Consider the following 26,875-nt stretch of genomic DNA (forward strand, 5'->3'; position numbering starts at 1 on the left):
AGTTCAGACAGGTCGTCCAGTTCACAAAACCAGGGTGGGTACTCGCATTTATACCCCCTAGGGGTATAGTCTTTCCGTGTCGGGAGGACGGTGGAGGGATCCGCCGCACCTTCCGGTGACCGGACACGCCCCTGAAGAGGAGAACGACATGAGCGCCGAGACGGACACCCAGACCACCACCGTCTACCGGGTGACCGGCATGACCTGCGGGCACTGCGAGGGCGCGGTGACCGCCGAACTCTCCGCCCTGCCGGGCGTCAGCTCGGTCAAGGCCGTCGCCGCGACCGGCGAGGTCACCGTGGTCTCCGCCGCTCCGCTCGCCGACGAGGACGTACGCGCCGCGGTGGACGAGGCCGGCTACACCCTCGCCGACCAGGCCTGAGCACCTCTCTTTCGGCAGTGCCCCGCCGGGTCGTACCGGCCGGCTCATACTGGTTCCGTACGACCCGGCCCTCCCCCTGGAGCCGGACATGAGCAGCAGCACCGTGCACGACGGACCCGTAGCGGCAGCGGCGGACGCGGCGGGACCCGCCACCGAGGTCGAGCTGACCATCGGCGGGATGACCTGCGCGTCCTGCGCGGCCCGCATCGAGAAGAAGCTGAACCGGATGGACGGGGTCACCGCCACGGTGAACTACGCCACCGAGAAGGCGCGGATCTCGTACGCGGGTGACGTGCGGGTCGCCGACCTGATCGCGACCGTCGTGAAGACCGGGTACACGGCCGAGGAGCCCCCGCCACCGGCGCCCGAGCCGCAGGCGGTCGCCGCCGAGGGCGCCGAGCTCGACCCGGAACTGGCCGCGCTGCGCGGTCGACTGCTCGTCTCCGCCACCCTCGCCCTCCCCGTCGTACTGCTCGCGATGATCCCGGGCCTCCAGTTCGACAACTGGCAGTGGCTCTCGCTGACGCTCGCCGCCCCCGTCGTCGTCTGGGGCGCCCTCCCCTTCCACCAGGCCGCCTGGACCAACGCGCGGCACGGCGCCGCCACCATGGACACCCTGGTCTCGGTCGGCACCCTGGCCGCCTTCGCCTGGTCCCTGTGGGCGCTGTTCTTCGGCCACGCGGGCATGCCCGGCATGCGCCACGGCTTCACCCTCTTCACAGTTCAGGGGGGCACCATCTCCCGCACGGACGGCTCCTCCGCCATCTACCTGGAGGTCGCCGCCGGCGTCGTCAGCTTCATCCTCCTCGGCCGCTACCTGGAGGCCCGCTCCAAGCGGAAGGCCGGCGCCGCCCTCAAGGCACTCCTGGAACTGGGCGCCAAGGACGTCACCGTCCTGCGCGGGGGGCGGGAGATCCGCGTCCCGGTCGGCGCGCTCGCGGTCGGCGACCGGTTCGTCGTACGCCCCGGCGAGAAGATCGCCACCGACGGCACGGTCGTCGAGGGCAGCTCGGCCGTGGACGCCTCCATGTTGACCGGTGAGTCCGTCCCGGTCGACGTATCCGTCGGCGACGCCGTCACCGGCGCCACCGTCAACGCCTCCGGCCGCCTGCTCGTCGAGGCCACCCGGATCGGCGCCGACACCCAGCTCGCCCGGATCGCCAGGCTCGTGGAGGACGCGCAGAACGGCAAGGCCGAGGCGCAGCGCCTCGCCGACCGGATCTCCGCGGTCTTCGTGCCGATCGTCCTGGTGCTCGCGCTCGCGACCTGGGTCACCTGGATGCTGATCACCGACAACCCGACCGCCGCCTTCACGGCCGCCGTCGCCGTCCTGATCATCGCCTGCCCCTGCGCCCTCGGTCTGGCCACGCCGACCGCGCTGATGGTCGGCACCGGCCGGGGCGCGCAGCTCGGGATCCTGATCAAGGGCCCCGAGGTGCTGGAGTCCACCCGCCGCGTGGACACCATCGTCCTGGACAAGACCGGAACAGTCACCACCGGCCGGATGACCCTGTCCGGCGTCTTCCCCGCCGCGGGCACCGACGAGCTGGAACTGCTGCGCCTCGCCGGGGCCCTGGAGCACGCCTCCGAGCACCCCATCGCCCGGGCCATCGCCACCGGCGCGGCGGAGAGGGTCGGCGCCCTGCCGGTCCCCGAGGGCTTCGTGAACCTCGCCGGGCTCGGTGTACAGGGGGTGGTCGGCGGGCACGCGGTGCTGGTGGGCCGCGAGCGGCTGCTGGCCGACTGGTCGATCGCGCTGCCGGCCTCTCTCGCGGGGGCCAAGGCGGCCGCCGAGGCCGCGGGCAGCACGGCCGTCCTGGTGGCCTGGGACGGCGAGGCCCGCGGCGTCCTGACCGTGGCCGACGCCGTCAAGGAGACCAGCGCCGAGGCGGTGACCCGGCTGCGCGCCCTGGGGCTCGCCCCGGTGCTGCTGACCGGCGACAACAAGGCCGTGGCCGAGACGGTGGCCCGCGAGGTGGGCATCGACGAGGTGATCGCCGAGGTCCTCCCCCAGGACAAGGTGGACGTCGTACGCCGCCTCCAGGCGCAGGGCCGTACGGTCGCCATGGTGGGCGACGGGGTCAACGACGCGGCCGCGCTGGCCCAGGCCGACCTGGGTCTGGCCATGGGCACCGGGACCGACGCGGCCATCGAGGCGGGCGACCTGACCCTCGTACGGGGCGACCTGCGGGTGGCCGCGGACGCGATCCGGCTGTCCCGGCGGACCCTGGCCACCATCAGGGGGAACCTGTTCTGGGCCTTCGGCTACAACGTGGCGGCCCTGCCGCTGGCGGCGGCCGGCCTGCTCAATCCGATGATCGCGGGGGCCGCGATGGCCTTCTCGTCGGTCTTCGTGGTGACCAACAGTCTGCGGCTGCGCTCCTTCCGCTAGTGGATCACCTCCTCGATCCGTACACACTTCCTTCACGGGAGACGCAGATCACAGTGATGGCAACGTAACCATCCGGGGTCGTCGTGGGTCTAATGGGTCGATGCCGGAACGTCTTGGGGGACGTCCGTGGCATCGGCCGGCCGGGACGCGTGCCGCGGGAAGCTTTGAGCGGCCCTCCCGACCCGAACGGGTCCCGGCACACACCGACGCCCCGGCGCGGATCCCGTGGGGGGAATCCGTACCGGGGAAAGGAAAGCGCCCCGACCGTCGACCCGTGGGGGGATCGATGGCGGGGCGCTTTTCGTACGCCGTGAGAAGCCTCGGGGTCAGCGGGCCTCGACCGGGACGAAGTCGCGCAGGACCTCGCCGGTGTAGATCTGGCGCGGGCGGCCGATGCGGGAACCCGGCTCCTTGATCATTTCGTGCCACTGGGCGATCCAGCCGGGCAGCCGGCCGATCGCGAAGAGCACGGTGAACATCTCGGTCGGGAAGCCCATGGCCCGGTAGATGAGACCGGTGTAGAAGTCCACGTTCGGGTAGAGGTTGCGCTCGACGAAGTACTCGTCGGCCAGCGCGTGCTCTTCCAGCTTGAGCGCGATGTCGAGCAGCTCGTCGCTCTTGCCGAGCGCCGAGAGGACATCGTGCGCCGCCGCCTTGATGATCTTCGCCCGGGGGTCGAAGCTCTTGTAGACGCGGTGCCCGAAGCCCATCAGGCGGACGCCGTCTTCCTTGTTCTTCACCTTGCGGATGAAGGCGTCGACGTCGCCGCCGTCGTTCTTGATGCCTTCCAGCATCTCCAGCACCGACTGGTTGGCGCCACCGTGCAGCGGACCCCACAGTGCGGAGATGCCGGCCGAGATGGAGGCGAACATGTTCGCCTGCGAGGAGCCGACCAGACGCACGGTGGAGGTCGAGCAGTTCTGCTCGTGGTCCGCGTGCAGGATCAGCAGCTTGTCCAGCGCCGAGACCACGACCGGGTCCAGGTCGTACTCCTGGGCCGGCACCGAGAAGGTCATGCGCAGGAAGTTCTCGACATATCCGAGGTCGTTGCGCGGGTAGACCACCGGGTGGCCGACCGACTTCTTGTACGCGTAGGCCGCGATCGTCGGGAGCTTGGCCAGCAGCCGGATCGTCGAGAGGTGGCGCTGCTTCTCGTCGAACGGGTTGTGGCTGTCCTGGTAGAACGTCGACAGCGCGCTGACCACGGAGGACAGCATCGCCATCGGGTGCGCGTCACGCGGGAAGCCGTCGTAGAAGCGCTTCACGTCCTCGTGCAGCAGCGTGTGCTGGGTGATCTCGTTGCGGAACGACGCGAGCTGGTCGACGGTCGGCAGCTCACCGTTGATCAGCAGGTACGCGACCTCGATGAAGGTCGAACGTTCGGCCAGCTGCTCGATCGGGTAACCGCGGTAGCGCAGGATGCCCTGCTCGCCGTCGAGGTAGGTAATGGCGGACTTATAGGCGGCGGTGTTTCCGTAGCCACTGTCCAGAGTGACCAGCCCGGTCTGGGCCCTCAGCTTCGCGATGTCGAAGCCCTGGTCACCAACGGTGCTCTCAACCACCGGGTAGGTGTATTCACCGTCCGCGTACCGCAGTACTACAGAGTTGTCGCTCACGTCATCCCTCACCGACGTAGTGCCTCTTCTTCGAGGTGCCCTGACTGCCTCTACCTTCCCCCATTTGCCGCAGGAGAGTGCACTCGGGGTCGGCCTTTGGTGTTTTTGACGGCACTGAGTGCCGCCAACCTGCACATCCTGCCCCTTCCGCGCCGGTTGCGGAAACCCTAGGTGATGTTTCCCACCGGTATGCGGCCGGACAGCCTAGGGGCGACGGCCGTGTACCTCCTGCCTGCGGAAACCGTACGCACCGCCTGGCCGAGGGCCTTGCGGGACCCGACGAGGACGACCAATTTCTTCGCCCGGGTCACCGCCGTGTAGAGCAAGTTGCGCTGGAGCATCATCCAAGCCCCGGTGGTGATCGGGATCACCACCGCCGGATATTCGCTCCCCTGGGAACGGTGGATGGTGACGGCGTAGGCGTGGGCCAGCTCGTCGAGCTCCGCGAACTCGTAACCGATCTCCTCGTCCTCCTCCGTCCGCACCGTCAGGCGCTGTTCGTCGGGGTCCAGGCCGGTGACCACGCCGACCGTGCCGTTGAAGACGCCGTTGGCGCCCTTCTCGTAGTTGTTCCGGATCTGGGTCACCTTGTCGCCCACCCGGAAGACCCGGCCGCCGAACCGCTTCTCGGGCAGGCCGGGCCGGGCGGGCGTAATGGCCTGCTGGAGCAGGCCGTTGAGGTTCCCGGCGCCCGCCGGGCCCCGGTGCATGGGCGCGAGCACCTGGATGTCGCGGCGCGGGTCCAGCCCGAATCTGGCCGGAATCCTCCGGGCGGCCACATCGACGGCGAGCCGCCCGGCCTCCTCGGTGTCCTCCTCGGCGAAGAGGAAGAAGTCCGGCAGACCGTCGGTGATCGGCGGCAGACCGGTGTTGATGCGGTGGGCGTTGGTGACCACGCCCGACTGCTGCGCCTGCCGGAAGATCCGGGTGAGCCGGACGGCGGGCACCGGACCGCCCTCGGCGAGCAGGTCCCGCAGCACCTCCCCGGCGCCCACCGACGGCAGCTGGTCCACGTCCCCCACGAGCAGCAGGTGCGCTCCCGGCGCCACGGCCTTGACCAGCTTGTTGGCCAGCAGCAGGTCCAGCATCGAAGCCTCGTCGACGACGACCAGGTCCGCGTCGAGCGGCCGCTCGCGGTCGTACGCCGCGTCCCCGCCCGGTTTCAGCTCCAGCAGCCGGTGCACCGTGGAGGCCTCGGCCCCGGTGAGCTCGGCCAGCCGCTTCGCCGCCCGCCCGGTGGGCGCGGCGAGCACGACCTTGGCCTTCTTGGCGCGGGCCAGCTCGACGATCGAGCGGACGGTGAAGGACTTTCCGCAGCCGGGCCCGCCGGTGAGAACGGCGACGCGGCGCGTGAGCGCCAGCTTCACCGCGTCCCGCTGCTCCGGGGCGAGCTCGGCCCCCGTCCGCCCGGCGAGCCAGCCGAGGGCCTTGTCCCAGTCCACGTCCTGGAAGCCGGGCATCCGGTCGTTCTCCGCGTGCAGCAGCCGGCGCACCTGCCCCACCAGCGACAGTTCGGCCCGGTGGAAGGGCACCAGGTACACGGCGGCGAGCGCGGGGCCGCCCTGCGGATCGGGTACGGACTCCCGTACGACCCCTTCCGGGTCGGCGGCGAGCTCGGCCAGGCAGTCGATCACCAGCCCGGTGTCCACCTGGAGCAGTTTGACGCCGTCGGCGATGAGGCGGTCCTCGGGCAGGAAGCAGTGGCCCTGGTCGGTGGACTGGGACAGGGCGTACTGGAGGCCGGCCTTGACCCGTTCGGGGCTGTCGTGCGGGATGCCGACGGCCTGGGCGATCCGGTCGGCGGTGAGGAAGCCGATGCCCCACACGTCGGCGGCGAGCCGGTACGGCTGGTTCTTGACCACCGAGATGGAGGCGTCGGCGTACTTCTTGTAGATGCGGACCGCGATGGAGGTGGAGACGCCGACGCCCTGGAGGAAGACCATCACCTCTTTGATGGCCTTCTGCTCCTCCCAGGCGGCGCCGATCAGCTTGGTCCGCTTGGGGCCGAGCCCGGGCACCTCGATCAGCCGCTTCGGCTCGCCCTCGATGACGTCGAGGGTGTCGGTGCCGAAGTGCTCCACGATCCGCTCGGCGATCTTCGGGCCGATGCCCTTGATCAGGCCGGAGCCGAGGTAGCGCCGTATGCCCTGGATGGTGGCCGGAAGCACCGTGCGGTAGTTCTCCACCGTGAACTGCTTGCCGTACTGCGGGTGGGAGCCCCAGCGGCCCTCCATGCGCAGCGACTCGCCGGGCTGGGCGCCGAGAAGGGAGCCGACGACCGTGAGGAGGTCCCCGCCGCCGCGACCGGTGTCGACGCGGGCGACGGTGTACCCGCTCTCCTCATTGGCGTAGGTGATGCGCTCCAGCACCCCCTCGACCACTGCCAGTTCTACCGCCCGCGCCCCGTTCACTGCCATGGCACGAAGCTACCTGCCGGCGCCGACAGCCCGGCAGGCCTGTGGACAACACCAAAGGGGGTCCGGCCTCGCGGCCGGACCCCCTCACGGTTACCCCTCCCGTGCCGGACTTCCCGATCCCCCCAGATCCCCTCCCGGAAGTGCCGACGCAGGGTACGACCCCCGATGGCCCCGGAGGGTTGCGCCCGGAGGCGCAGATTTACCTTTCCGTTACCCAAGGCCTACCGGCGAGCCGGGCCGAATCGTGCGGCGGCACGGAGCGCAGCCGCAACCGGAGCATCGGGAGCCGTACCGGCCGTTGCCGTACGGCCTGCCGGGCTCACCGGGCTCGCCGGGCTCGCCGGGCGCGCCGGGGCCAGTGAGGTGAGCGCCACCCCGCCGACCAGGAGCAGCGCCGCCAGCCAGCGCGGGCCCGAGACGGACTCGCCCAGGACCAGGGCGGCGGAGGACATCCCGAAGACCGGGACCAGCAGCGAGAACGGTGCGACGGAGGAGGCCGGGTAGCGGCGCAGCAGGTAGCCCCAGGCGCCGAAGCCGAAGACGGTGGACACCCAGGCGACGTAGCCGATGACGGCGGCCCCCGACCAGTCCAGGGCCCGCAGCGCGGCCAGGTCCCGCTCGGGCCCCTCCAGCAGCAGCGAGAGCGCGAACAGCGGCAGCACCGGGACCGTGCACACCCACACCATGAAGTTGAGCGCGTCGGGCGGGGATGCCTTGCGGGTCAGGACGTTGGAGACGCCCCAGCAGGCCGCGGCCGCGACGACCAGCGTGAAGCCGAGCACCGGCCCGGTCGTGCCCCCGTCCGCGGTCGCCACGGCTGCCACGGCGATCCCGGCGAGGGCCACGCCCATGCCGAGCACCCGGACCGGGCCGGGCCGCTCGCGCAGCACGAGCGCCGCGAGCACGGCGGTGAAGACGGCCTGGATCTGGAGCACGAGGGAGGACAGCCCGGCCGGCATCCCGGCGTCCATGCCGGTGAAGAGGAGGCCGAACTTGGCGATGCCGAGGACCGCCCCGACCGCGAGGATCCATCTCCAGGCGACCTTGGGGCGGCCGACGAAGAACACGGCGGGCAGGGCGGCGACGAGGAAGCGCAGGGCGGACAGGAGCAGCGGCGGGAAGTGGCCGAGGCCGATCTCGATGACGACGAAGTTGAAACCCCAGACGGCGGCGACGAGGACGGCGAGTGCGGTGTGTACGGGACGCATGCTCCGAGCATCGAGGGCCCGACCATGTAGCACCAGCGCGGATCTCTTCCGGAATGGATGAAGCGTTGCTTACGCGTGGTGGGAGTGCCACGATGGACGCATGCTCGATCTCGCCCGGCTCCGCGCCCTGCACGCCGTCTCCGTCCACGGTTCGGTGGCAGGGGCGGCGGCCGCCCTCGGCTACACCCCCTCCGCGGTCTCGCAGCAGATCGCCAAGCTGGAGCGGGAGACCCGCACCACCTTGCTGGAACGGCGGGGGCGGGGGGTCGCGCTGACCGAGGAGGCGCGCCATCTGGCCGACACCGCCCAGGAGTTGCTGGCGATCGTCGAGCGTGCCGAGACCACCCTGGAGGAGCGGCGGGGGCAGCCGAGCGGGCTGCTGTCCGTGGCCGCGTTCGCCTCGGCGGCGCGCGGGCTGCTGCCGGGAGTCCTGGCCGACCTGGCCCGCCGTCATCCGGCGCTGGACGTGCGCCTCACGGAGGTGGACCCGCATCTGTCCGTGGAGCTGGTGGCCCGGGGCGTCACCGATCTGGCGGTCGCCCATGACTGGGACATCGCCCCGCTGCCGGCCCCTGAGGGGATCGAGCAGGCGGTGATCGGGGACGACCACTGCGATCTGGTCGTCCCCGAGGGGCACCCGTTCACCACCCGGACGGTCATCCGGCGGGCGGACCTCGGCGGCCAGCGCTGGGTGTGCCAGCCGCCCGGCCGGGTCTGCCACGACTGGCTGATGCGGACGTTGCGCGCGGCCGGCTTCGAGCCCGACATCGCCCATGTCGCGGAGGAGAACCACACCATCGTCGCCCTGGTCGCCGCCGGACTGGGGGTGGCCGTGGTGCCCCGGCTGGGCACCGGCGCGCTGCCGCCCGGGGCGGTGGCCGTCCCGCTCGAACCGGGCCCCGTACGCAGGCTGTACGCCCTGTGGCGGAGCGGCGCCGCCCGCCGCCCGGCGATCACCGAGGCCGTCCGGACGCTCCAGGAGCACTGGGCCCGGGTGGCCCCCCTTCCGGGGGACCTCCCGAGTGTCCGTGGCTCCCGGGCCGTAGCCCCGCAGTAGGGTCCGGCGCGTGCCGTACCAAGCCTCCCGCCGGACCCTGCTCGCCGCGGCCGCCATGGCCGCCGTCACGGCTGCCTGCGCCACCTCCTCCGCCGCGGGCGCCCACCGCCTCCGCCGCTCCCCCGACGGCCCGCGCTCCCCCGCCGAAGACCCGGGGCGGGGCGGGCCGCCGGCCCGCCACCCCGACCGGGCCGGGCTGCGCGGCCTGGTGGAGGGGATGAGCCTGGCCGAGAAGGTCGGGCAGCTCTTCGTCTCGCGGGCGTACGGCCATTCGGCGACCGACCCCGACCCGGTGGACGCCGAGAAGAACCTGGCGCTCTTCGGGGTGCGCACCGCCGCGGAGCTGGTCTCCCGCTACCACCTCGGCGGGATCATCTACTTCGCCTGGGCCCACAACACCCGTACCCCGCGCCAGATCGCCGAGCTGTCGGACGGCCTGCAGAGGGCGGCCCTCACCACGGGCCCCCGCATCCCGCTCCTGCTCTCCACCGACCAGGAGCACGGCGCCGTCGCCCGCATCGGCAAGCCCGCGACCCTGCTGCCCGGGGCGATGGCGCTCGGCGCGGCCGGTTCCCCCGCCGGCGCCGAGCGGGCCGCGCGCATCGCGGGCGAGGAGCTGGCCGCCATGGGCATCCGGCAGAACTACGCGCCGGTGGCCGACGTCAACGTCAATCCGGCCAACCCGGTCATCGGCGTACGGTCCTTCGGCGCCGACCCCGGCGCGGTGGCCGCCCTGGTCGCCGCCCAGGTCCGCGGCTACCGGAGCGCCCGGGTCGCCGCCACGGCCAAGCACTTCCCCGGCCACGGGGACACCGAGACCGACAGCCACGTCGGGCTCCCGGTGATGCGCCACACCCGCGCGCAATGGGAGCAGCTGGACGAGCCGCCCTTCCGGGCCGCGGTGGAGGCGGGCGCGGACGCCGTCATGACGGCGCACATCGTCTTCCCCGCGCTCGATCCCTCGGGGGACCCGGCGACCCTCTCCCGGCCGATCGTCACGGGCCTGCTGCGCGAACGCCTCGGCTTCCGGGGCGTGGTGGTCACGGACGCGCTGGACATGGCCGGGGTCCGCCAGAAGTACGGGGACGGCCGGGTGCCGGTCCTGGCCCTGAAGGCGGGCTGCGACCAGCTGCTGAACCCGCCGGACCTGGGGCTCGCGTACCGCAGCGTGCTGGCGGCCGTGGAGTCGGGCGAGCTGACGGAGGAACGCATCGGGGAGTCGGTGCTGCGCATCCTGGAACTGAAGTCCCGCCGGGGCCTCTTCGAGGAGGCGCACCCTGCCGCGCGACGGGTGGACGCGCTGGTCGGCGCCCCCGGGCACCTGAAGGCCGCGGACGAGATCGCGGCCGCCACGACGACCCTGCTGGCCAATCCCGTGAACCTGCTGCCCTTCGACCCGGCGGCCCGTCCCCGGCTGCTGGTGACCGGGACGGACCCGGTGTCCCCCACGGGTACCACAGGGCCCCCTACGGCCGTACTGGCGCGGGAGCTGGCCGCCCTGGGCTGCGCGGCGACGGCCCTGCCGCCCGCCCGCGCGGTGGCCGCGGCGCCCGGTCACGCTGCGGTCCTGGTGTGCACGTACAACGTCCCCGAGGGGGACGGCGAGCAGCGCGCGCTGGTCACGCGGCTGCTGGCCACCGGGGTACCGGTGGTCGTGGTGGCGATCCGCAACCCGTACGACCCGGCCCGGCTGCCCACCTGCGCGGCGGAGGTGGCGACGTACTCCTGGACGGATGTGGAACTGCGGGCGGCGGCCCGCGTGATGACCGGCGCCGTGCGCCCGGCCGGCCGCCTCCCGGTCCCGGTGCCGGGCCGCTACCCGCTGGGCCACGGGCTGACGTACGGTTAAGCGCGCACGCCGGTCCGTGGCCCCTCGGGGCCTGCCCGGGAGCTACGGCCGCAGCTGCGCCTCGCGCTCCATGTCGTGCTGGTCGAGCTGCGCGTCCGGCGAGGCCAGCGGCGTCGCCCGGCCCGCGTCGGCGAGCGCGGCGGCCGGGGCCACCCCGGCCCACTGCAGGATCTTCGCGGTGGCCAGCGCCTTCTCGCCGTCCAGGAGCTTGGAGACGTTGGCCCCGTGGTTGGCGCCCGGCGCGGTCATGACGTAGCTGTCGCGCACCCCGTACCCGAGGCGGAACGGCTCGGCGCTCCACGGGTCGTTCTGGCCGTTCACGAACAGCATCTGGTGGGCGTTGTTGCGCACCCAGTTGTCCACGTCCGCCATGGCTCCCGGCTGGAAGGTCATGGGGATGTCCCGCGGCACGAACTCGCGCGGCGCCTGGTAGCCGTAGCGGCTCAGGTTGCCCAGGTGCGGCTGCTTGATGTCGGGTGAGCCGAGCTGCGTACCGGCCTGGTAGTAGTACGGCGTGTACGTCTGCAGGCCCTGGTCGGCGTAGGCCGAGAAGCCGGAGATCGCGTCGATCGTGTCCCAGATCTCCTGGTCGCTCGCGGTCGCGGCCGTCGGGATCGAGGCGCAGTCGGCGAGCAGGCTGTACTGCCAGAAGGCCCACACGTAGTCGAGCACGACGGCCTCGTAGGCCTTGTCGAGGTTGCCGACGGTGGTGAAGGTCCAGCCGTTCTCGGCCGCGGCGGCGGCGTACTTGGCCTCCAGCGGCTCACGGCGCACGAGCGCCTCGCGCTGGACCGCGTTCAGCTTGTCGCGGCACTCCTTGGTACCGACCTTGGCGAAGAACCGGTCGTAGGCCGAGTCCTCCTTGTTGACCACGTCGTTGGGCGCGACGTACGCGACGACGCCGTCCATGTCACGCGGGTAGAAGCGCTCGTAGTACGTCGCCGTCATACCGCCCTTGCTGCCGCCCGTGGCCAGCCAGTTCTTGGTGTAGGTCTTCTTCAGCGCGGTGAAGATGCGGTGCTGGTCGCTCGCGGCCTGCCAGATGTCCAGGTTCGCCCAGTTGGCCGGGTCGGGCCGAGAGGGCGTGAAGAATCGATACTCCATGGACACCTGGTTGCCGTCGACGATGGTCGTCGGCTCACTGCGGCGCGGGTTGGTGTTGACGTTGTAGCCGGAGGTGAAGAACACCGTCGGCCGGGAGACGTCCTTGTGCAGAAGGGTCAGGCGCTGCTTGAAGGTGCCCTTCCACGGCTGCCGGTGGTCGACCGGCTGCTCGTAGTTCAGTACGAAGAAGCGGTAGCCGGGGTACGGCTTCTCCTCGATCAGACTCATCCCCGGGATACCGAGGATCTGGTCCTTGATGTCCGTCGCGGCCGCAGGCTCCGCGGCGGTGGCCGCCTGAGCCGTGGAGCCGGCCGCACCCATGGTGCCGATCAGCACCACGAGCGACAGCAGCCATCCGAGCGTCTTGCGCATTCACCCTCCCCTTGAGTTCACTTGGTCGCCGTGAACCTAGCCGGGTCAATGCGCCGCTGACCAGACCTAGTTGGGCCGCACCCTCAGCACAGGATCCAGCCGGTGTCAGCCGATCCGGACCCCACGCTGCCTTTTACATACACGCAGCGGCTGATCGCACCGACGGTGACAGGGCCCGCATAACGGGTGAACCGCCCCGCATCGCGGACCGGGAGACCGCCGCGCGGCTGGATGCTCACCTCCATCCGCCGCCGCTCACCCGGCACGCGGGCCACGGCCATGGCGCAGGCCTGCGTGCGGCTCTTGAACACCCGGATCTCACCCGTTCCGAAGGTCACCGTCTTGGCCAGCCGGCCCGCACAGCCCCCGGCCGCGGCGTGCGCGGCTTGCGCGGGCGGCGCCGCGAACAGTCCGCCGGCGCAGAGCCACAGCACCGCCGCGAACACCCCCAGGCTCGCGGCCCGTCGGCCACGCCCCCTCCACCCCTGCTGCAACACCCTGTCCCCCGATCAGTCGTACGTACAACGCGCGTACGCACGTACGACGCCCGGGCACGCCCGAAGGTTGCGGTGGTACCGCTCACCTCCGGTCACCCCTCCCTCGTACGAGTGCATCCGCAACGCCCCAGCCGCAGAACGGGAGTTCGCGATCAACGGGACGTTACGTTAGGCGATCGGAACACCGCCTGCCGTAGCCGTGAAAGGCACTGAAATGACGAACGACCTGCTCGACCGCAAGCTGGAGCGCGCCTTCACGCACCTGGACGCCGACGGGAGCGGCGTGATCGACGCCGACGACATCATCTCGCTCGGGTCGCGGCTGCTGTCGGCCCTCGCGGAGCCGGCCACCTCGCCCAAGGCGGACGTGGTGATGGCCGGGGTCGCCGACTTCTGGCAGGACCTGTTCACCGAGCTGGACATCGACCGGGACGGCAAGGTCACGCCCGAGGAGTACAAGCTGGGCATGACGCGGCTGTACGCGCACGGCGGGCCCGCGTACGACCGGTCGTTCCGGCCGATGGTGAAGGCGATCCTCACGGTCGTCGACACGGACGGCGACGGGCGCATCAGCCCGGAGGAGTTCCACCGGTTCCAGGAGGTCTTCAACCCGGAGCTGAACCGCTCCGACGCCGAGGCGCTGTTCACACGGATCGACAAGAACACGGACGGCACCCTGTCCGTCGACGAACTCCTCGTCGCCGTCCGCGAGTACTACACGGGCACCGACGAGGACGCCCCCGGCAACCTGCTCTTCGGCGAGCTCTGAGCCCTCGCGCGGCCAGGACCGGCGACGGCGCGGGACGCTCTTCCTGGGGCGGGGCGGCCCGCGCCGGACGCGCCGCCGTCGCACCCGGAGGGCCGCCCGGCAGGACTCACGCGGCGGCTCGCTCGTCCTCTCCGACGAAGGTGCGCCACAGCTCGGCGTACCGGCCGCCGCGCCCCAGGAGTTCGGCGTGGGTGCCGTCCTCCACGACCCGGCCCCGGTCCATGACCACGACCCGGTCCGCGCGGGCCGCCGTGGTCAGCCGGTGGGCCACGACCAGGGTGGTCCGCTTGCCCGCGAGCCGGTCGGTGGCCTGGTTGACCTGGGCCTCGGTGGCCAGGTCGAGGGCGGCCGTGGCCTCGTCCAGCAGCAGCACGTCCGGGTCGACGAGCTCGGCGCGGGCCAGCGCGATCAACTGGCGCTGTCCCGCGGAGAGGTTGCGGCCGCGCTCGGCGACGGTGTGCAGGTAGCCCCCGTCGAGGGTGGCGATCATCTCGTGGGCGCCGACCGCGCGGGCGGCGGCCTCCACCTCGGCGTCGCTCGCCTCGGGGCGCCCGTAGGCGATGGCGTCGCGGACCGTCCCCGGGAAGAGGTAGGGCTCCTGGGGGACGACGCCCAGCCGGTGGCGGTACGCCGTCAGGTCGAGCTCCCGCAGATCGGCGCCGTCGGCGGTGATCCGGCCGGAGGTCGGATCGTAGAACCGGGCCACCATCTTGACGAGGGTGGACTTGCCGGCTCCGGTCTCGCCGACGAAGGCGACGGTCTGCCCGGCGGGTATTCGCAGGCTGATTCCGGCCAGCGCTTCGCCCTTCTCACCCCGCTCCTCGGCGGTCCCGTACTGGAAGCGGACGTCCTCGAAGGCGATCTCGCCGCGCAGCGCCGGCACCTCGCGGGGTGCGGTGGGCCGGGGGGTGCTGGTGGGCTCGCGCAGCAGCCCCTGGATGCGGCCGAGGGAGACGGTGGCCTGCTGGTAGCCGTCGAAGACCTGGGAGAGCTGCTGGACCGGGGCGAAGAACAGGTCGATGTAGAGCAGGTACGCCACCAGTGCGCCGGTGGTGAGCGTGCCCGCCTCGACCCGGCCCGCGCCGACGATCAGCACGGCGGCCGCGGCGCCCGAGGACAGCAGCTGAACGAAGGGGAAGTAGATGGATATCAGCCACTGGCCACGGACGCGGGCCTCGCGGTACGCGTTGCTGCGCTCCGCGAACCGGGCGGCGCCCGAACGCTCGCGGCGGAAGGCCTGGACGATCCGCAGCCCGGACACCGACTCCTGGAGGTCGGCGTTGACCAGGCCGACCCGGTCGCGGGCCAGCTCGTAGACGGCGACCGACTTGCGGCGGAACACGATCGTGCCGACGACCAGGACGGGGAGGGTGGCGAAGACGATCAGCGCCAGCTCGATGTCGAGGACGAGCAGGGCGATCAGGATCCCGAGGAAGGTGAAGACGGAGACGACGGCGGTGACGAGCCCGGTCTGCAGGAAGCTGGACAGGGAGTCCACGTCGGTGGTCATCCGGGTCATGATCTTGCCGGTCAGTTCGCGCTCGTAGTAGTCGAGGCCGAGGCGCTGGAGCTGGGCGAAGATCTTGACGCGGAGCGAGTACAGCACGCGCTCGCCGGTCCGGCCCGTCATCCGGATCTCGGCGAACTGCGCGGCCCATTGCGCCACGACGACGGCGAGGGCGAGGGCGGCGGCCACCCAGACGGCGCCGAGCGCGGCCTGTTCGACGCCCTGGTCGATGCCGTGCCGGATCAGGACGGGCAGCAGCAGTCCCGAGCCGGCGTCGAGGGCGACGAGGCCGAGGCTGACGGCGAGCGGGGCCCAGAACCCGCGGAGCAGGCGGCGCAGACCGTAGCTCTCCTCGGCGGACGCGGCGCGCGTCTCGTCGACGTCCGGCCGGTCGACGGCGGGCGGCAGCGCGGCCACCTGCGCGAGCAGGTCGGGGGTGGCGGGCATGCCGGCGACGGCGCCGGCCATGGAGGGCGGCCCGGCCACGGGCGCGCCGCTCCCGGCGGCAGGGGCGGAGGACGAGCCGGACGCGGAGGCGGAGCCGGAGCCCGGCGCGGAGGCGGAGCCCGAGCCCGGCGCGGACGCGCTGTCGGACTTCTCCTGCCGCCGCCACAGCTCGGGGGTGACCCCGCCCGACACCCTCCGCTTGGCGTTGACCGGCTCGGAGTCGATCTCGGCTTCGAGCTCGATGTCGCGCTCGAGGTTCCCCTCGATGTCACGCTCCATGTCGCGCTCGAATTCGGTCATCGCCGGCGCCTCGGCGGTCCGCGGCGAGCCGGCTCCGAGGGCGTCGGGATCGGTCAGCAGCCTGCGGTACAGGGGAGAACGGCGCTCCAGCTCCTCGTGCGTCCCGATGTCGGAGAGCCGCCCGTGGTCGAGTACGGCGATCCGGTCGGCCAGCCCGAGCGTGGAGCGGCGGTGGGCGATCAGCAGGGTGGTCCGGCCCGCCATGACGCTCCGCAGCGCCTCGTGGATCTCGTGCTCGACGCGGGCGTCCACGGCGGAGGTCGCGTCGTCGAGGAGCAGCAGCCGGGGGTCGGTGAGGATCGCCCGGGCGAGGGCGATGCGCTGGCGCTGGCCGCCGGAGAGGGTGAGCCCCTGTTCGCCGACCTTGGTGTCGTACCCGGCGGGCAGGGCGGCGATGAACCCGTCGGCCTGGGCGGCGCGGGCCGCGGCCTCGATCTGCTCGTCGGTGGCGCCGGGGTGCCCGTAGGCGATGTTGGAGCGGATGGTGTCGGAGAAGAGGAAGGAGTCCTCGGGGACGGTGCCGATGGCCGCGCGCAGCGACTCGTACGTCAGCTCGCGGACGTCGTGGCCGCCGACGCGGACGGCGCCGCGGTCGACGTCGTAGAAGCGGGGCAGGAGCAGCGAGACGGTGGACTTGCCGCTGCCGGAGGCTCCGACGACGGCCACGGTCTCGCCCTCCGCGACGGAGAGCGAGAACCCGTCGAGCACGGGCCGTTCGGGGTCGTAGCCGAAGACGACGTCGTCGAACTCGACGGTGGCGGGCGCGTCGGCGGGCAGCTCGTGGGCGCCCTCCCGGATGACGGGCTCGGTGTCGATGAGCTCGAACACGCGCTCCACGCCGGCGCGGGCCTGCTGCCCGACGGTCAGCACCATGGCGAGCATGCGCACGGGGCCGACGAGCTGGGCGAGGTAGGTGGAGAAGGCGACGAAGGTACCGAGGGTCACCTGGCCGCGGGTGGCCATCCAGCCGCCGAGGGCCAGCATGGCGACCTGCCCGAGGGCCGGAACGGCCTGGAGGGCGGGGGTGTAGCGCGAGTTGAGGCGGATGGCCCGCATCCGCGCGGCGAACAGCCCGCGTCCCGCCTCGCGGAGCTTGCCGGTCTCCTGCTCCTCCTGGCCGAACCCCTTGACGACGCGGACGCCGGTCACGGCGCCGTCGACGACGCCGGCGACGCGGGCGGCCTGGGCCTGCGCGTACCAGGTGGCGGGGAAGAGCTTCTTGCGGCTGCGCTTGGCGACGAACCAGAGGGCGGGGGCCATGAGCAGCGCGACGACGGTCAGCAGCGGCGACAGCCACAGCATGATCCCGAGGGATATCCCGAAGAGGAGGAAGTTCCCGATCGTCATCGGGAGCATGAAGAGCAGGCCCTGGATGAGCTGGAGGTCGCTGGTGGCGCGCCCGACGACCTGCCCGGTGGACAACTCGTCCTGCCGGCGCCCGTCGAGGCGGGCGATGGCGTCGAACATGTCGGTGCGCAGGTCGTGCTGCACGTCGAGGGCGAGACGCCCGCCGTAGTACCTGCGGATGTAGGTGAGCACGTAGACGAGGAGGGCCGCGCCTATGAGCGCGCCGGCCCAGGGCGCCATGTCCTTGGACTTGTCCCCGATGACGTCATCGATGATCACCTTGGTGACCAGCGGTACGAGCGCCATGACGGCCATGCCGGCCAGTGAGGATCCCAGCGCGAGCAGCACATTGAGCTTGTACCGCCAGGCATAGGCTGCCAGCCTCCTGGCCCAGCCCTGTTTCTCCCCAGCCGCCGTCTCCGCCGTCGCCACGTGGTGCCTCCCCGTCGTCCTGTGCTGCCGCCTCCCCCAACGCGCCGACCGGCGGATTTCATCCCGCCGCCACAATCGAACAGCCTTACGCCGTCCCGCGCGCGGCGGCCTGACCCGTCCGGGTCACGGCCCGCAGGGCGGCTTGATGGTGTCCTCGGCGGACTCAGTCCCGAGCACCTCGGCCGCGGCCGCGAGGGCCTCGTCGTCGACTTCCACGTGGATACGGGACATGCGGTGCCTCCTAAGGGGCGTCGAACTCGTATTCCAGGACGTACGCCGAGGCGTCGAGGACCATCTCGTTGACCTCGACCACCCTGCCCTCGGCCGCGAAGGCGGTACGGACGATCAGCACGACGGGAGTCCCGGCGGCCAACCCGAGCCGCGCGACCTCGTCGGGACTCGGCATCCGCGAGCGGACCTCTTCCCGGAACCGGACGGGCCCGACGCCCAGCTCGGAGAGCCGCGCGTAGATCCCGCCGGGCCCGCTGTCGGGCTCCGCGATGGGCGTGCCGGCCACGAGCGCGGCGTCGAGGTACGAGGTGGCCGCCATGACGGCCTCCCCGTCGAGCAGGAACCTCCGGCGGCGCACGGTGGCGACCGCGCCGGCCGCGAGCCCTAGCAGCGAGGAGACGTGGCCGGGCGCGGCCTCCTCCGCGACGCTGAGGAACTCGACCTCGGGGTCGTGCCCTCTCCCGTCCGCGCCCCAGATGGACCCACCACTGCCCCACACCTCGACAGACAGCCTCTGGATCCCGCGCCGCCGGATACCGACCCGGAACTCCCGCACGAAGACCCCGGCACCCTTGCGAGCCTCGGCCAGCCCTTCGGACTGGAGCACCCCCAGTGCCTGCCGGGCGGTCATCCGCGCGACCTCGTAGGTGCGCATGAGGTCGCTCTCGCCCGGCAGCCGGTCGCCAGGCCCGTACTCGCCCGATGCGATGGCGTCCTTCAGCTCGTCAGCCATGCGCTGGTACTTGGGCTTCCGTCGCGCAACGTCCTTCGGCATCCGGTCCTCCCCCGATCATCACCGGCCAGCCTAGGGGTCTCAGCGGGGCCACGAACGCCACATGCCGACCAACGCGCGCCGCCATCGAACATATCTAGATACCTCTTGACGGTGACTCAGGGTCGCGATTCACTTGCATCAGGTATCTAGATAGGTGAGGCCCCATGACCATGCCCTCTGCCGATGAGATCTTCTTGCTGCTCCCCCGCAGCGCCCAGGCCCCGGGACGGGCCCGCGCGCTGTTGCGTGAGCGGGTCGCCGAGTGGGGTGTCGACGAGGACCCCGGCGCGACCGCCGAGCTGCTGCTCTCCGAGCTGGTCACCAACGCCGTCCGGCACGCGCGGGCCCCGCAGGGGCGGGACATCGGGATCCGGATCGCCCGTTACGACGGGATGCTGCGGGTGGAGGTCGCCGACGCCGGCCCCGCCGTCAAGCTCACGCCACAGGTCGTGGCGGAGTGGGACGAGCGGGGCCGGGGGCTCGCGATCGTGGCGGCCCTGGCCGAGCGCTGGGGTGCTGCCCCCGGCGGCACGGGATCGGCAAGGCCGTCTGGGCCGAGGTGCCGGTCAGGGGGTAGGGAGCGGCTTCACCACGGGTGGCTTCCCCAGCGGCTTGTTCTCGCAGCCGAGGGCTTCGGTGACGCGGCGCGTCATCAGGTAGGTGAATGCGGTCTGGCGGTCCCGGGCCGTCTGGTCGATGTCCGTCCGGCCGATGTTGGGCACGTATGAACCGTTCGCGTAGAGCCACGCCGACTTCGACGCCTCACCGCGCTCGCCCGGCATATCGCACTGGACGTACAGCCTCGTGTAGGTGTCGCTAGTCTCGCCGAAGGCATCGTTCGCCTCATACGGAACACCCTTGGACCTGGAGGACTCCTCGTCCTTCGAGGCTCTCGGAATCCATCCGAACCCGAACGTCGATCGTTTGCCGCTTTGCTGGGTCCCCAGGATGTAGGCGCAGGAGTAGACCGGAAGCGTCATCTCCGCCGCGCCCGCCTTGGACAGCTGGTTCTCCAGCTTCTCCGTCAGGCGCCCCGTCCGGTTTTGAACCTCGGTCACGAACGTATCCGTGCGCAAGATCTCTCGCAGGAGCTCCCCCTCCTGCGAGGACCCGACGACCTCACAGAGGTGGTCGACCTTCGCCTCGGAGTCGCCCGAGGTGCACGACGCCAGGGTCAGCACACAGACGAGTGCAGCCGTAGAGCGTCCGAGAGTCTTGATCACGTCACGGCCTGAGATGTGCACGAGCAGCTTCCCGTCCCGAGGTGTAGCCCTCGCCCGCCTCGTTCTTGGCGTGCTCGAACGCGGCATCACCTCCGATGTCCCGATCACGTCCCCACGCATCCAACATGTCGTTGGTCGCCTCCACGCCCGCTCCGTAGTTGTTGCTGGAATCCTTCTTGCTCTGCTCCTCTGCGTCGTCCTTCATGCCCTCGACCCACTCGTACTTGAGCGAGTCGATCAGGGAGCCACCGAGCGTGCCCACGACCGGGATCTCGCCGATGAGCCCGTTCGCGGCGGCAGCCGTGTGTTCGGACGTGCCTTCCGCCCACTTGACCGCGTCGTCTTCCTTGTCCTTGTAGACGTCGGCGCCGATGCCGTTGAGTGCGCCGTTGGCCGCGCCGATGTCATGGGCGATGTTGTCCCAGTCCGCGCTCACCCCGTGCATGTCGCTCTTGAACGGGGCGGCAGCCTGGAGCTGCGCTGCCCCGTACGCCCGCTCCGCCTCGACCATCAGGGCGTACGCCGGGCCGTCGTCCGCGATGCCGCGCATCACGCGGACCAGGCTGCCCTGGCCGACTGCGATCTGGGCATTGTCGCCCGAACCGTGGATCGAATCCTTGCCGCTGACCATGCCCAGGTCCCCGTTCTGACCGCCGAGGATCTCGTGGGTGTCGGCCACGTAGTCCACCAGCGCCTTCGCCATCGGCTGGCGCAGGCCCTCCAGGTCCTCCTTGAACTCGTCGCCCTTCATGCCGGCGTCGAGCAGCTGGATCGCCTCGTGCATCACGCGCGCCTGGCCCTCGGTGTGCGGCCCCGGCGGGCCCAGCTTCTCGCCGTCCGCGTGACCCGTGGCCGCCGCCTGGATGGCCGCGCCCAGGCCTTCCGCCTTGTTCGGGTTTTCGAGGTCCATGCTGCCGTAGCCGCCCGAGAGCCACTCGGTCGGCCACTCGCGGTCGGTGAGCATGTAGTCCAGGTGGTCGTTGTTGTTGCCGGGCGCGGCGGGGTCGAGGAAGTACTCGGCCGAGGCCGGGTCCTTGGCCATGATGCCGAGCAGGCTGTCCAGCGGGTCGGGGACCAGGTTCGGGCGGGCCGCGTCGAAGGCGTGGTTGAAAACGTACGCCTTCGACTTCTCGGTCTCGATGATGCCGTTGCCGATGTCGTTGAGGAACTGCTTGCCGTAGCCGTCGCCGTTCCCCATGAGGGTCACGAGGGCCGTGTACCCGTGCATCGGCCGCGCGCCCTTGGCGAGGTTGTCGTCGCCCAGCTCCTTGAGTCCGTTGACGAAGGGCTTGTAGGCGTAGCTGTCCGGGTCCTTGGTGCCCGAGGCGATGGTGCCTGCGAGGCCGGAGTTGATCGACTCGTAGAGCTTCTTGTCGGCGGCCGACGCACCGCGGTCGTTGGACGCCAGGTTCATCTGGTCCGCGAGCAGCAGGGTGTCCTTCGCCCCCAGCGAGTTCAGGTACGCCTCGCTGAAGTGCTTGTCCCCGGAGTTCTGCTTCAGGAGGTCGTTGTAGTGCCGCAGCTCTTCCGGAGAGGCCTTGCCGTCACGGATCTTCTGGGTGAGCGCCAGCGCCTCCACGGCCTCGACGTCGTTGACGGGCTTGGAGTTGAAGCCGAACATCGCCGTGCCGTCCGCCCCCGACGCGTTCAGCAGGGCGACCTTGACGTCCGCGTCGAACTCCGTGACCGCCTTGACCGTGTCCGCGATCCGCTGCGTCCAGGAGCGCTCGACCTCCGGGAGGTCGGGGTCGTGGCGCACCGCGTTCGCAGTGGCCGCGTCGGCCTTGGAGAAGTCGTAGCTCGCTATGCCGGCGTCCGAGACCTTCATGCCGGCGGTCACGGCGTCCGAGACGGCGGACGTGACCCGCCCCTTGAGGTCCGTGAACCGGGCGTGCGCGTCACGGAGCAGGGACTCCATGGCCAGGGCCTCCTTCTGTGCAGCGGCGAACTCCTGGCGTGTCATGGAGGAGTTGGCGGCAGCGGTGGTGGCGCTGGAGCCCAGCCAGCCGTTGCCCGCGGAGACGCTCTGGACCTCGTCCTTGTAGACGTCCTCCATGGTCTTGAACTGTGTCGCCATGGCCTTCCAGCCGTCGGCGGCCGTGGTGAGCGCGGACAGGTCCGTCTGCATGATCTCGGTGTAGTTCGGCACGTACGTCTCCCCTTACAGTCCCTTGATCTTGGACTGCACCGGCTGGAAGCTCTGGCCCGTCAGCTGGTCGTTTCCGGTGAACAGGTTCGACGCCCCGCGCAGCGCCGTCTTCTCCGAGTTGAGCCGGCCCATCAGGCGCTTGACCTGGTCGTCCCAGTGTGTGTGCGCCTTCGTCAGACCGGCCGCCGTCTCCCAGCCGCTGAAGGCCTTGACGGCGTTCTTGGTCGGTTCGTCGGCCGCGTCCGCGGCCTTCGTCGTGCCGGGCTGGAGGACGTTCTCGATGGTGTTGGCCGCCTTCTTCTTCTCGGGAGGGGCCGTGGCCAGCATCCCGAACCCGGGCGCCGTCGAGCCGCCCTGATCGGCGGGGAGCTGGTTCAGTCTCATCTGCGGCGACGGGGCCTCGGTCGTGTCCGCCTGCTTGTGCCGGCCCCACTCTTCCTCGAACGACACCGTTCCCCCTCGCACTCCGCCCACCCGATCAAGGCCACCCTAGCGAGCCTCCGGCCGAGCCCTAAACGTGCGTGGGGGCGAACATGCGGAGTTGTGCCGGAATGACCAGGACCGAGGGGCCGGGAGTGGCGAGCGCCTTCGCGAGGTCCGCGCGGAGGGTGTCCGGGGAGGTCAGGGTCGCCGGGACGGCGAAGGATTCCGCCAGGGCCACGAAGTCGGGTCGGGTCAGTTCCGTTGCGGTCGTGCGGCCGTCGAAGGAGTCGGTCATGTACTCGCGCAGGATGCCGTAGCCGCCGTCGTCCACGATCAGCCAGGTGACGTCGAGGTCGTGCTGGCGGGCCGTGGCCAGTTCCGCGATCGAGTACATCGCGCCGCCGTCGCCGGAGACCGCCAGGACCGGGGTGCCCGGTTCCGCGACGCAGGCGCCGAGGGCCGCCGGGAAGGCGTAGCCGAGGCCGCCCGCGCCCTGCGCCGAGTGCATGGTGTTGGGGTGCTTCGGGTCGAAGCCCGACCAGGCCCAGTAGCCGAGGATCGTCATGTCCCAGAAGGAGGGGGACCGGGGCGGCAGGGCCTGCCGGATGGAGGTGAGGAGCTGCCGCTCCAGGCCCACGTCCTGGCCGGCGAGGCGGGCCGCGATGTCCGCCAGGACCATGCGGACGCGCTCGGGGGCGTACGGGTCCTCGCGCTCGGCCACCGTCTCCAGCAGGGCCTGGAGCGCCAGGCGGGCGTCCGCGTGGATGCCGAGGGCCGCGTGGTTGGACTCCAGCTTTCCGAGGTCCGCCTCGATCTGCACGACGCGGCCGGTGGGGAAGAACGTGTGGTAGTTCGAGGAGAGTTCGCCCAGGCCGGAGCCCACGACGAGCAGGACGTCCGCGTCCTCCAGGAAGTCCGTCATGTGGCGGTCCTCCAGCCAGGACTGGAGCGAGAGCGGGTGGTTCCACGGGAACGCGCCCTTGCCGCCGAAGGTGGTGACCACGGGTGCGTTCAGGCGCTCCGCGAGCTGCTTCAGCTTGCCCGCCGCGTCGGAGCGGACCACTCCGCCGCCCGCGATGATCACCGGGCGGGAGGCGTTCTCCAGCCAGTGCGCGGCCAGGGCGGTGAGCTCGGGCCGCGGGGCCAGTTCGTGCGGGGTCGCGTCCATGCCCGTGACTTGCGGGATGACCGTCTCGGCCCGGATCACGTCCTCGGGGATCTCCACCCAGACCGGCCCGTGGGGAGCGGTGAGGGCGGACTCCCACGCCTCCGCGATCACCGAGGGGATCTGCGAGGGGGCGCGGGCCACGTGGACCGACTTCACCACGTCCCGGAAGGAGGCGGCCTGGTCCCGCAGCTCGTGCAGGTGTCCGCGCCGGCCGCCGCCCAGGCCCGCCACCGGCACCTGGGAGGAGATGGCGAGGACCGGCGCGGACGCCGCCGCGGCCTCCGCCAGCGCCGGCAGGGCCATCAGGGCGCCCGGGCCCGTGGAGAGGAGGAGGGGGACCGCCTCGCCGGTGATCCGGCCGTACGCGTCCGCCGCGAAGCCCGCGTTGTTCTCCGTCCGCAGGGTGATGAGACGGAGGTCCGAGCGCCCCACCGCGTCGAAGACGCCGAGCGCGTGCTGCCCCGGCAGCCCGAAGGCGGTGGTCGCGCCGAGGGAGCGCAGCGTTTCCACGACCAGGTCCCCGCCCGTGCGCCCCGGCGGCGGTGCCAGGGCGGCGGCCGTCTGGGCCTCGGTGGGACGGAGAACCAGGTCGTGGTCGTGCGTCACGTGCGCTTACTCGCCCTTCGGGTACGCCGGTACCGTCACTTGGCAGCCTTCGAGGCCGCGATCTGACGGCTCATGATCGTGGTCAGCTCGTACGCGGTGTGGGACGCCGCGACCGAGGTGATCTCCGCGTGATCGTACGCCGGGGCGACCTCGACCACGTCGGCGGAGACGAGGTTGCAGGACGACAGCCCGCGGATGATCTCCAGCAGCTCGCGGGAGGTCATGCCGCCCGCCTCCGGGGTGCCGGTGCCGGGGGCGTGCGCCGGGTCCAGGACGTCGATGTCGATGGAGATGTAGAGCGGGCGGTCGCCGATGCGCTGGCGCAGCTGGTCGGCGACCTCGTCGGCGCCGCGGCGGTAGACGTCCGCCGAGGTGACGATGCCGAAGCCCATCTTGGCGTCGTCGTCCAGGTCCTGCTTGCCGTACAGCGGGCCGCGCGTACCGACGTGCGACAGCGCCTCGGTGTCGAGGATGCCCTCCTCCACCGCCCGCCGGAAGGGGGTGCCGTGCGTGTACTCGGCGCCGAAGTAGGTGTCCCAGGTGTCCAGGTGTGCGTCGAAGTGCAGCAGGGCGACCGGGCCGTGCTTCTTCGCCACCGAGCGCAGCAGCGGCAGGGCGATGGTGTGGTCGCCGCCGAGGGTCATCAGGCGGGAGCCGGCGCCGAGCAGCTCGTCGGCGGCCGCCTCGACCGTCTCGACGGCCTCGTTGATGTTGAAGGGGTTCACGGCGATGTCACCGGCGTCCGCGACCTGCGCGAGGGCGAAGGGAGAGGCGTCCTGGGCCGGGTTGTACGGGCGCAGCAGGCGCGAGGCCTCGCGGATGGCGTTGCCGCCGAAACGGGCGCCGGGGCGGTACGAGACACCGGAGTCGAACGGCACGCCGACGACGGCGACGTCCGCGGAGCCGACCTCGTCGAGGCGCGGCAGCCGGGCGAAGGTGGCGGGGCCCGCGTACCGCGGGATGCGGGAGGAGTCGACGGGTCCGCGCGGCTGCGTGCTCATGGGGGGTGCCCTTCCGGAGGTCCTACGGGTGCGATGCGGTGATTCGAGCGTAAGCGGACACCCTCGGGGCGCGAAGTGTACGTTCTATCCATCCAGCATCCCCGATGTGTACGGAGTATCCATGGAGGCCCCACCCACCCCGCCGGTTCCCCTCGGTGTGCTGCTCCCCGACGGGGAGCTGGGCCTTCGGCACCTCGCGGGGCCGGCCGAGGCCGATGTGCACGGGGTGCACGCCTCCGAGATGGCGGACCCCTCGCCCTACCTGCTCGGCGGTGAGCTGCTGCTGACCGCCGGGGCGGAGCTCGGGACGGACCCTGACCGCTACGTGGCCCGGCTCGTCCGGGCGGGCGTGGCGGCGCTCGGCTTCGGGGTCGCCCCCGTGCACGAGACGGTGCCGCCGGGCCTCGCCGAGGCGTGCGAGCGCTCCGGCCTGCCGCTGCTCGAAGTCCCGCCGGGCACTCCCTTCACGGCGGTGGCCCGTACGGTCTGGCGGCTGATGGCGGAGGCCCGCACCCGCGAGCTGCGCCGGGTCACCGAGGCCCAGCAGTCCCTGGCCGCCGCGGCGGCCCGGCCGGATCCCGTCGCGGCCGTATTGTCCCGGCTCGCGGCGGCTCTCGGGGGCCACGTCGTACTGTTCCCGGCCGGGCGGGAGACGGCGGGACGGCACCTGCCGCCGGAGACCGCCGAAGCCCTGACCGCCCTCGTCACCCGGGTCAGCCCGCCCGGTGGTCCCGCCACGGCCACCGACTCCGCCTCGGGCTGGCTCCTGGCCGCGCACTCGGTGGGGGAGGGCCGCGTCCTGGGCACCGCCGTCCCGGACCGCACCCCGGGCGACCACGCCGTCACCGCCATCGCGGCGGTCCTGCTGTCCCTGCTCACCGCCCCCCGTCCGGCGGGCGACGAGGCCGCCTCCCTCACCCGGCTCCTCCTCGGCGGCTCCCCCGCCGACGCCCTGACCCCGGGGCCCTGGCACGTGGTCCACGCCCGCGGCTCCGGCGACCCGCAGGCCCTGGCGGCCGCGCTGGGGACCGTACTGCTGGACCCGGGCGGGCGCGGCGTACGGCTGCTCACCGACCGGGAACCGGCCCCGCAGCCCGGATGGCGCCTCGGGGTGAGCGCCCCGGCCGCCCCCGCGGAGCTGCGCACGGCCGACGCGCAGGCGGCCCGGGCACTGGAGCGCGCCGAGGCGGCCCGGACCCCGCTGGCCCGGCACACCGACGGCGGCCTGGGCACTCTGCTCGACCCGGCGCGGGCCCGCGCGCACGCCGAATCGCTGCTGGCCCCGCTGAACGGCACCCACCGCGCCACCCTGCGCGCCTGGCTGGCCCACCACGGCAGCTGGGACCGCACCGCCGCCACCCTCGGCGTCCACCGCAACACGGTCCGCCAGCGCATCGCCCGCGCCGCCGCCCTCCTGGACGCCAACCTCGACGATCCCGACACGCGCATGGAACTGTGGTTCGCGCTACGTTCCCTGGACACGAAGGACAACCCGCCAGTAACTTAATCTGAGCAAGCGCTTAGAGCTCAGCCATCAACTGAGCCACCACGACGGCGCGCAGCCACCTCCGCGAGAGCGGAGGCGGTTTAGCCGCAGAGGGGA

General features: G+C 71.7%; 18 protein-coding genes and 1 pseudogene. 7 read left to right on the plus strand and 12 right to left on the minus strand.

The features are described from left to right. The first annotated feature begins 148 nt into the window (after window positions 1–148). Complete coding sequence (locus tag ABZX75_RS02475) at window positions 149–382, plus strand: heavy-metal-associated domain-containing protein (RefSeq protein WP_355406918.1); 234 nt, start codon at window positions 149–151, stop codon at window positions 380–382. Between the two features lie 88 nt (window positions 383–470). After that, window positions 471–2,774, plus strand: a complete 2,304-nt coding sequence (locus tag ABZX75_RS02480) for a heavy metal translocating P-type ATPase (RefSeq protein ID WP_355406920.1) — start codon at window positions 471–473, stop codon at window positions 2,772–2,774. Between the two features lie 326 nt (window positions 2,775–3,100). Here ABZX75_RS02480 and ABZX75_RS02485 read toward each other — a convergent pair whose 3' ends face one another. The 3 genes from ABZX75_RS02485 to ABZX75_RS02495 form a co-directional block, all read right to left on the minus strand. Next, complete coding sequence (locus ABZX75_RS02485) at window positions 3,101–4,390, minus strand: citrate synthase (protein ID WP_355406922.1); 1,290 nt, start codon at window positions 4,388–4,390, stop codon at window positions 3,101–3,103. A 167-nt stretch (window positions 4,391–4,557) separates the two neighbouring features. Next, a complete protein-coding gene (locus ABZX75_RS02490; RefSeq protein WP_355406924.1) occupies window positions 4,558–6,807 on the minus strand; it encodes an ATP-dependent RecD-like DNA helicase in 2,250 nt (749 codons plus the stop codon). Between the two features lie 221 nt (window positions 6,808–7,028). Next, window positions 7,029–8,015, minus strand: a complete 987-nt coding sequence (locus ABZX75_RS02495) for an EamA family transporter (protein ID WP_355406926.1) — start codon at window positions 8,013–8,015, stop codon at window positions 7,029–7,031. Between the two features lie 100 nt (window positions 8,016–8,115). On the opposite strand from ABZX75_RS02495, the gene ABZX75_RS02500 reads away from it, so the two are divergent. Together ABZX75_RS02500 and ABZX75_RS02505 are read left to right on the plus strand one after the other, a co-directional pair. After that, window positions 8,116–9,072, plus strand: a complete 957-nt coding sequence (locus tag ABZX75_RS02500; RefSeq protein ID WP_355406928.1) for a LysR family transcriptional regulator — start codon at window positions 8,116–8,118, stop codon at window positions 9,070–9,072. Between the two features lie 10 nt (window positions 9,073–9,082). Beyond that, the gene (locus ABZX75_RS02505; RefSeq protein ID WP_355406930.1) at window positions 9,083–10,921 is read left to right on the plus strand and encodes a glycoside hydrolase family 3 N-terminal domain-containing protein; all 1,839 of its coding nucleotides are present in this window, start codon (window positions 9,083–9,085) and stop codon (window positions 10,919–10,921) included. Between the two features lie 42 nt (window positions 10,922–10,963). Here the strand turns inward: ABZX75_RS02505 and ABZX75_RS02510 are convergent, their stop codons facing one another. Both ABZX75_RS02510 and ABZX75_RS02515 read right to left on the minus strand, forming a co-directional pair. Further along, complete coding sequence (locus ABZX75_RS02510; RefSeq protein WP_355406932.1) at window positions 10,964–12,397, minus strand: aminopeptidase; 1,434 nt, start codon at window positions 12,395–12,397, stop codon at window positions 10,964–10,966. A gap of 83 nt (window positions 12,398–12,480) precedes the next feature. After that, window positions 12,481–12,843 (minus strand): hypothetical protein, encoded by a 363-nt coding sequence (locus ABZX75_RS02515; protein ID WP_355406934.1) that lies wholly within the window; start codon window positions 12,841–12,843, stop codon window positions 12,481–12,483. Window positions 12,844–13,108: 265 nt separating this feature from the next. On the opposite strand from ABZX75_RS02515, the gene ABZX75_RS02520 reads away from it, so the two are divergent. Then, the gene (locus tag ABZX75_RS02520; RefSeq protein WP_355406935.1) at window positions 13,109–13,663 is read left to right on the plus strand and encodes an EF-hand domain-containing protein; all 555 of its coding nucleotides are present in this window, start codon (window positions 13,109–13,111) and stop codon (window positions 13,661–13,663) included. A gap of 106 nt (window positions 13,664–13,769) precedes the next feature. Here ABZX75_RS02520 and ABZX75_RS02525 read toward each other — a convergent pair whose 3' ends face one another. Together ABZX75_RS02525 and ABZX75_RS02530 are read right to left on the minus strand one after the other, a co-directional pair. Further along, complete coding sequence (locus ABZX75_RS02525; RefSeq protein WP_355406937.1) at window positions 13,770–17,696, minus strand: ABC transporter ATP-binding protein; 3,927 nt, start codon at window positions 17,694–17,696, stop codon at window positions 13,770–13,772. Window positions 17,697–17,937: 241 nt separating this feature from the next. Continuing rightward, window positions 17,938–18,702, minus strand: coding sequence for a GntR family transcriptional regulator (locus ABZX75_RS02530; protein ID WP_355406938.1), 765 nt, complete (start codon window positions 18,700–18,702; stop codon window positions 17,938–17,940). 170 nt (window positions 18,703–18,872) lie between these two features. Between ABZX75_RS02530 and ABZX75_RS02535 the strand changes: the two are divergent. Next, a pseudogene (locus ABZX75_RS02535) lies at window positions 18,873–19,157 on the plus strand (ATP-binding protein); the annotation flags it as partial. A gap of 111 nt (window positions 19,158–19,268) precedes the next feature. Here ABZX75_RS02535 and ABZX75_RS02540 read toward each other — a convergent pair. The 5 genes from ABZX75_RS02540 to speB all read right to left on the minus strand — a co-directional run bounded on the left by ABZX75_RS02540 (window position 19,269) and on the right by speB (window position 25,272). Next, window positions 19,269–19,883, minus strand: coding sequence for a hypothetical protein (locus ABZX75_RS02540; protein WP_355407041.1), 615 nt, complete (start codon window positions 19,881–19,883; stop codon window positions 19,269–19,271). Window positions 19,884–19,926: 43 nt separating this feature from the next. Beyond that, the gene (locus ABZX75_RS02545) at window positions 19,927–22,074 is read right to left on the minus strand and encodes a hypothetical protein (RefSeq protein ID WP_355406939.1); all 2,148 of its coding nucleotides are present in this window, start codon (window positions 22,072–22,074) and stop codon (window positions 19,927–19,929) included. A 12-nt stretch (window positions 22,075–22,086) separates the two neighbouring features. Then, window positions 22,087–22,524: a hypothetical protein gene (locus tag ABZX75_RS02550; protein WP_355406941.1), complete on the minus strand. Its 438-nt coding sequence runs from the start codon at window positions 22,522–22,524 to the stop codon at window positions 22,087–22,089. Window positions 22,525–22,585: 61 nt separating this feature from the next. After that, the gene (locus ABZX75_RS02555) at window positions 22,586–24,271 is read right to left on the minus strand and encodes a thiamine pyrophosphate-binding protein (protein ID WP_355406942.1); all 1,686 of its coding nucleotides are present in this window, start codon (window positions 24,269–24,271) and stop codon (window positions 22,586–22,588) included. A 35-nt stretch (window positions 24,272–24,306) separates the two neighbouring features. Continuing rightward, window positions 24,307–25,272, minus strand: a complete 966-nt coding sequence (gene speB / locus ABZX75_RS02560; RefSeq protein ID WP_355406944.1) for an agmatinase — start codon at window positions 25,270–25,272, stop codon at window positions 24,307–24,309. Between the two features lie 121 nt (window positions 25,273–25,393). On the opposite strand from speB, the gene ABZX75_RS02565 reads away from it, so the two are divergent. Then, window positions 25,394–26,779, plus strand: coding sequence for a PucR family transcriptional regulator (locus ABZX75_RS02565; protein WP_355406946.1), 1,386 nt, complete (start codon window positions 25,394–25,396; stop codon window positions 26,777–26,779). The last annotated feature ends 96 nt before the right edge of the window (window positions 26,780–26,875 follow it).

This window comes from Streptomyces sp. NPDC003038 (assembly GCF_040611115.1).
Taxonomy (GTDB): domain Bacteria; phylum Actinomycetota; class Actinomycetes; order Streptomycetales; family Streptomycetaceae; genus Streptomyces.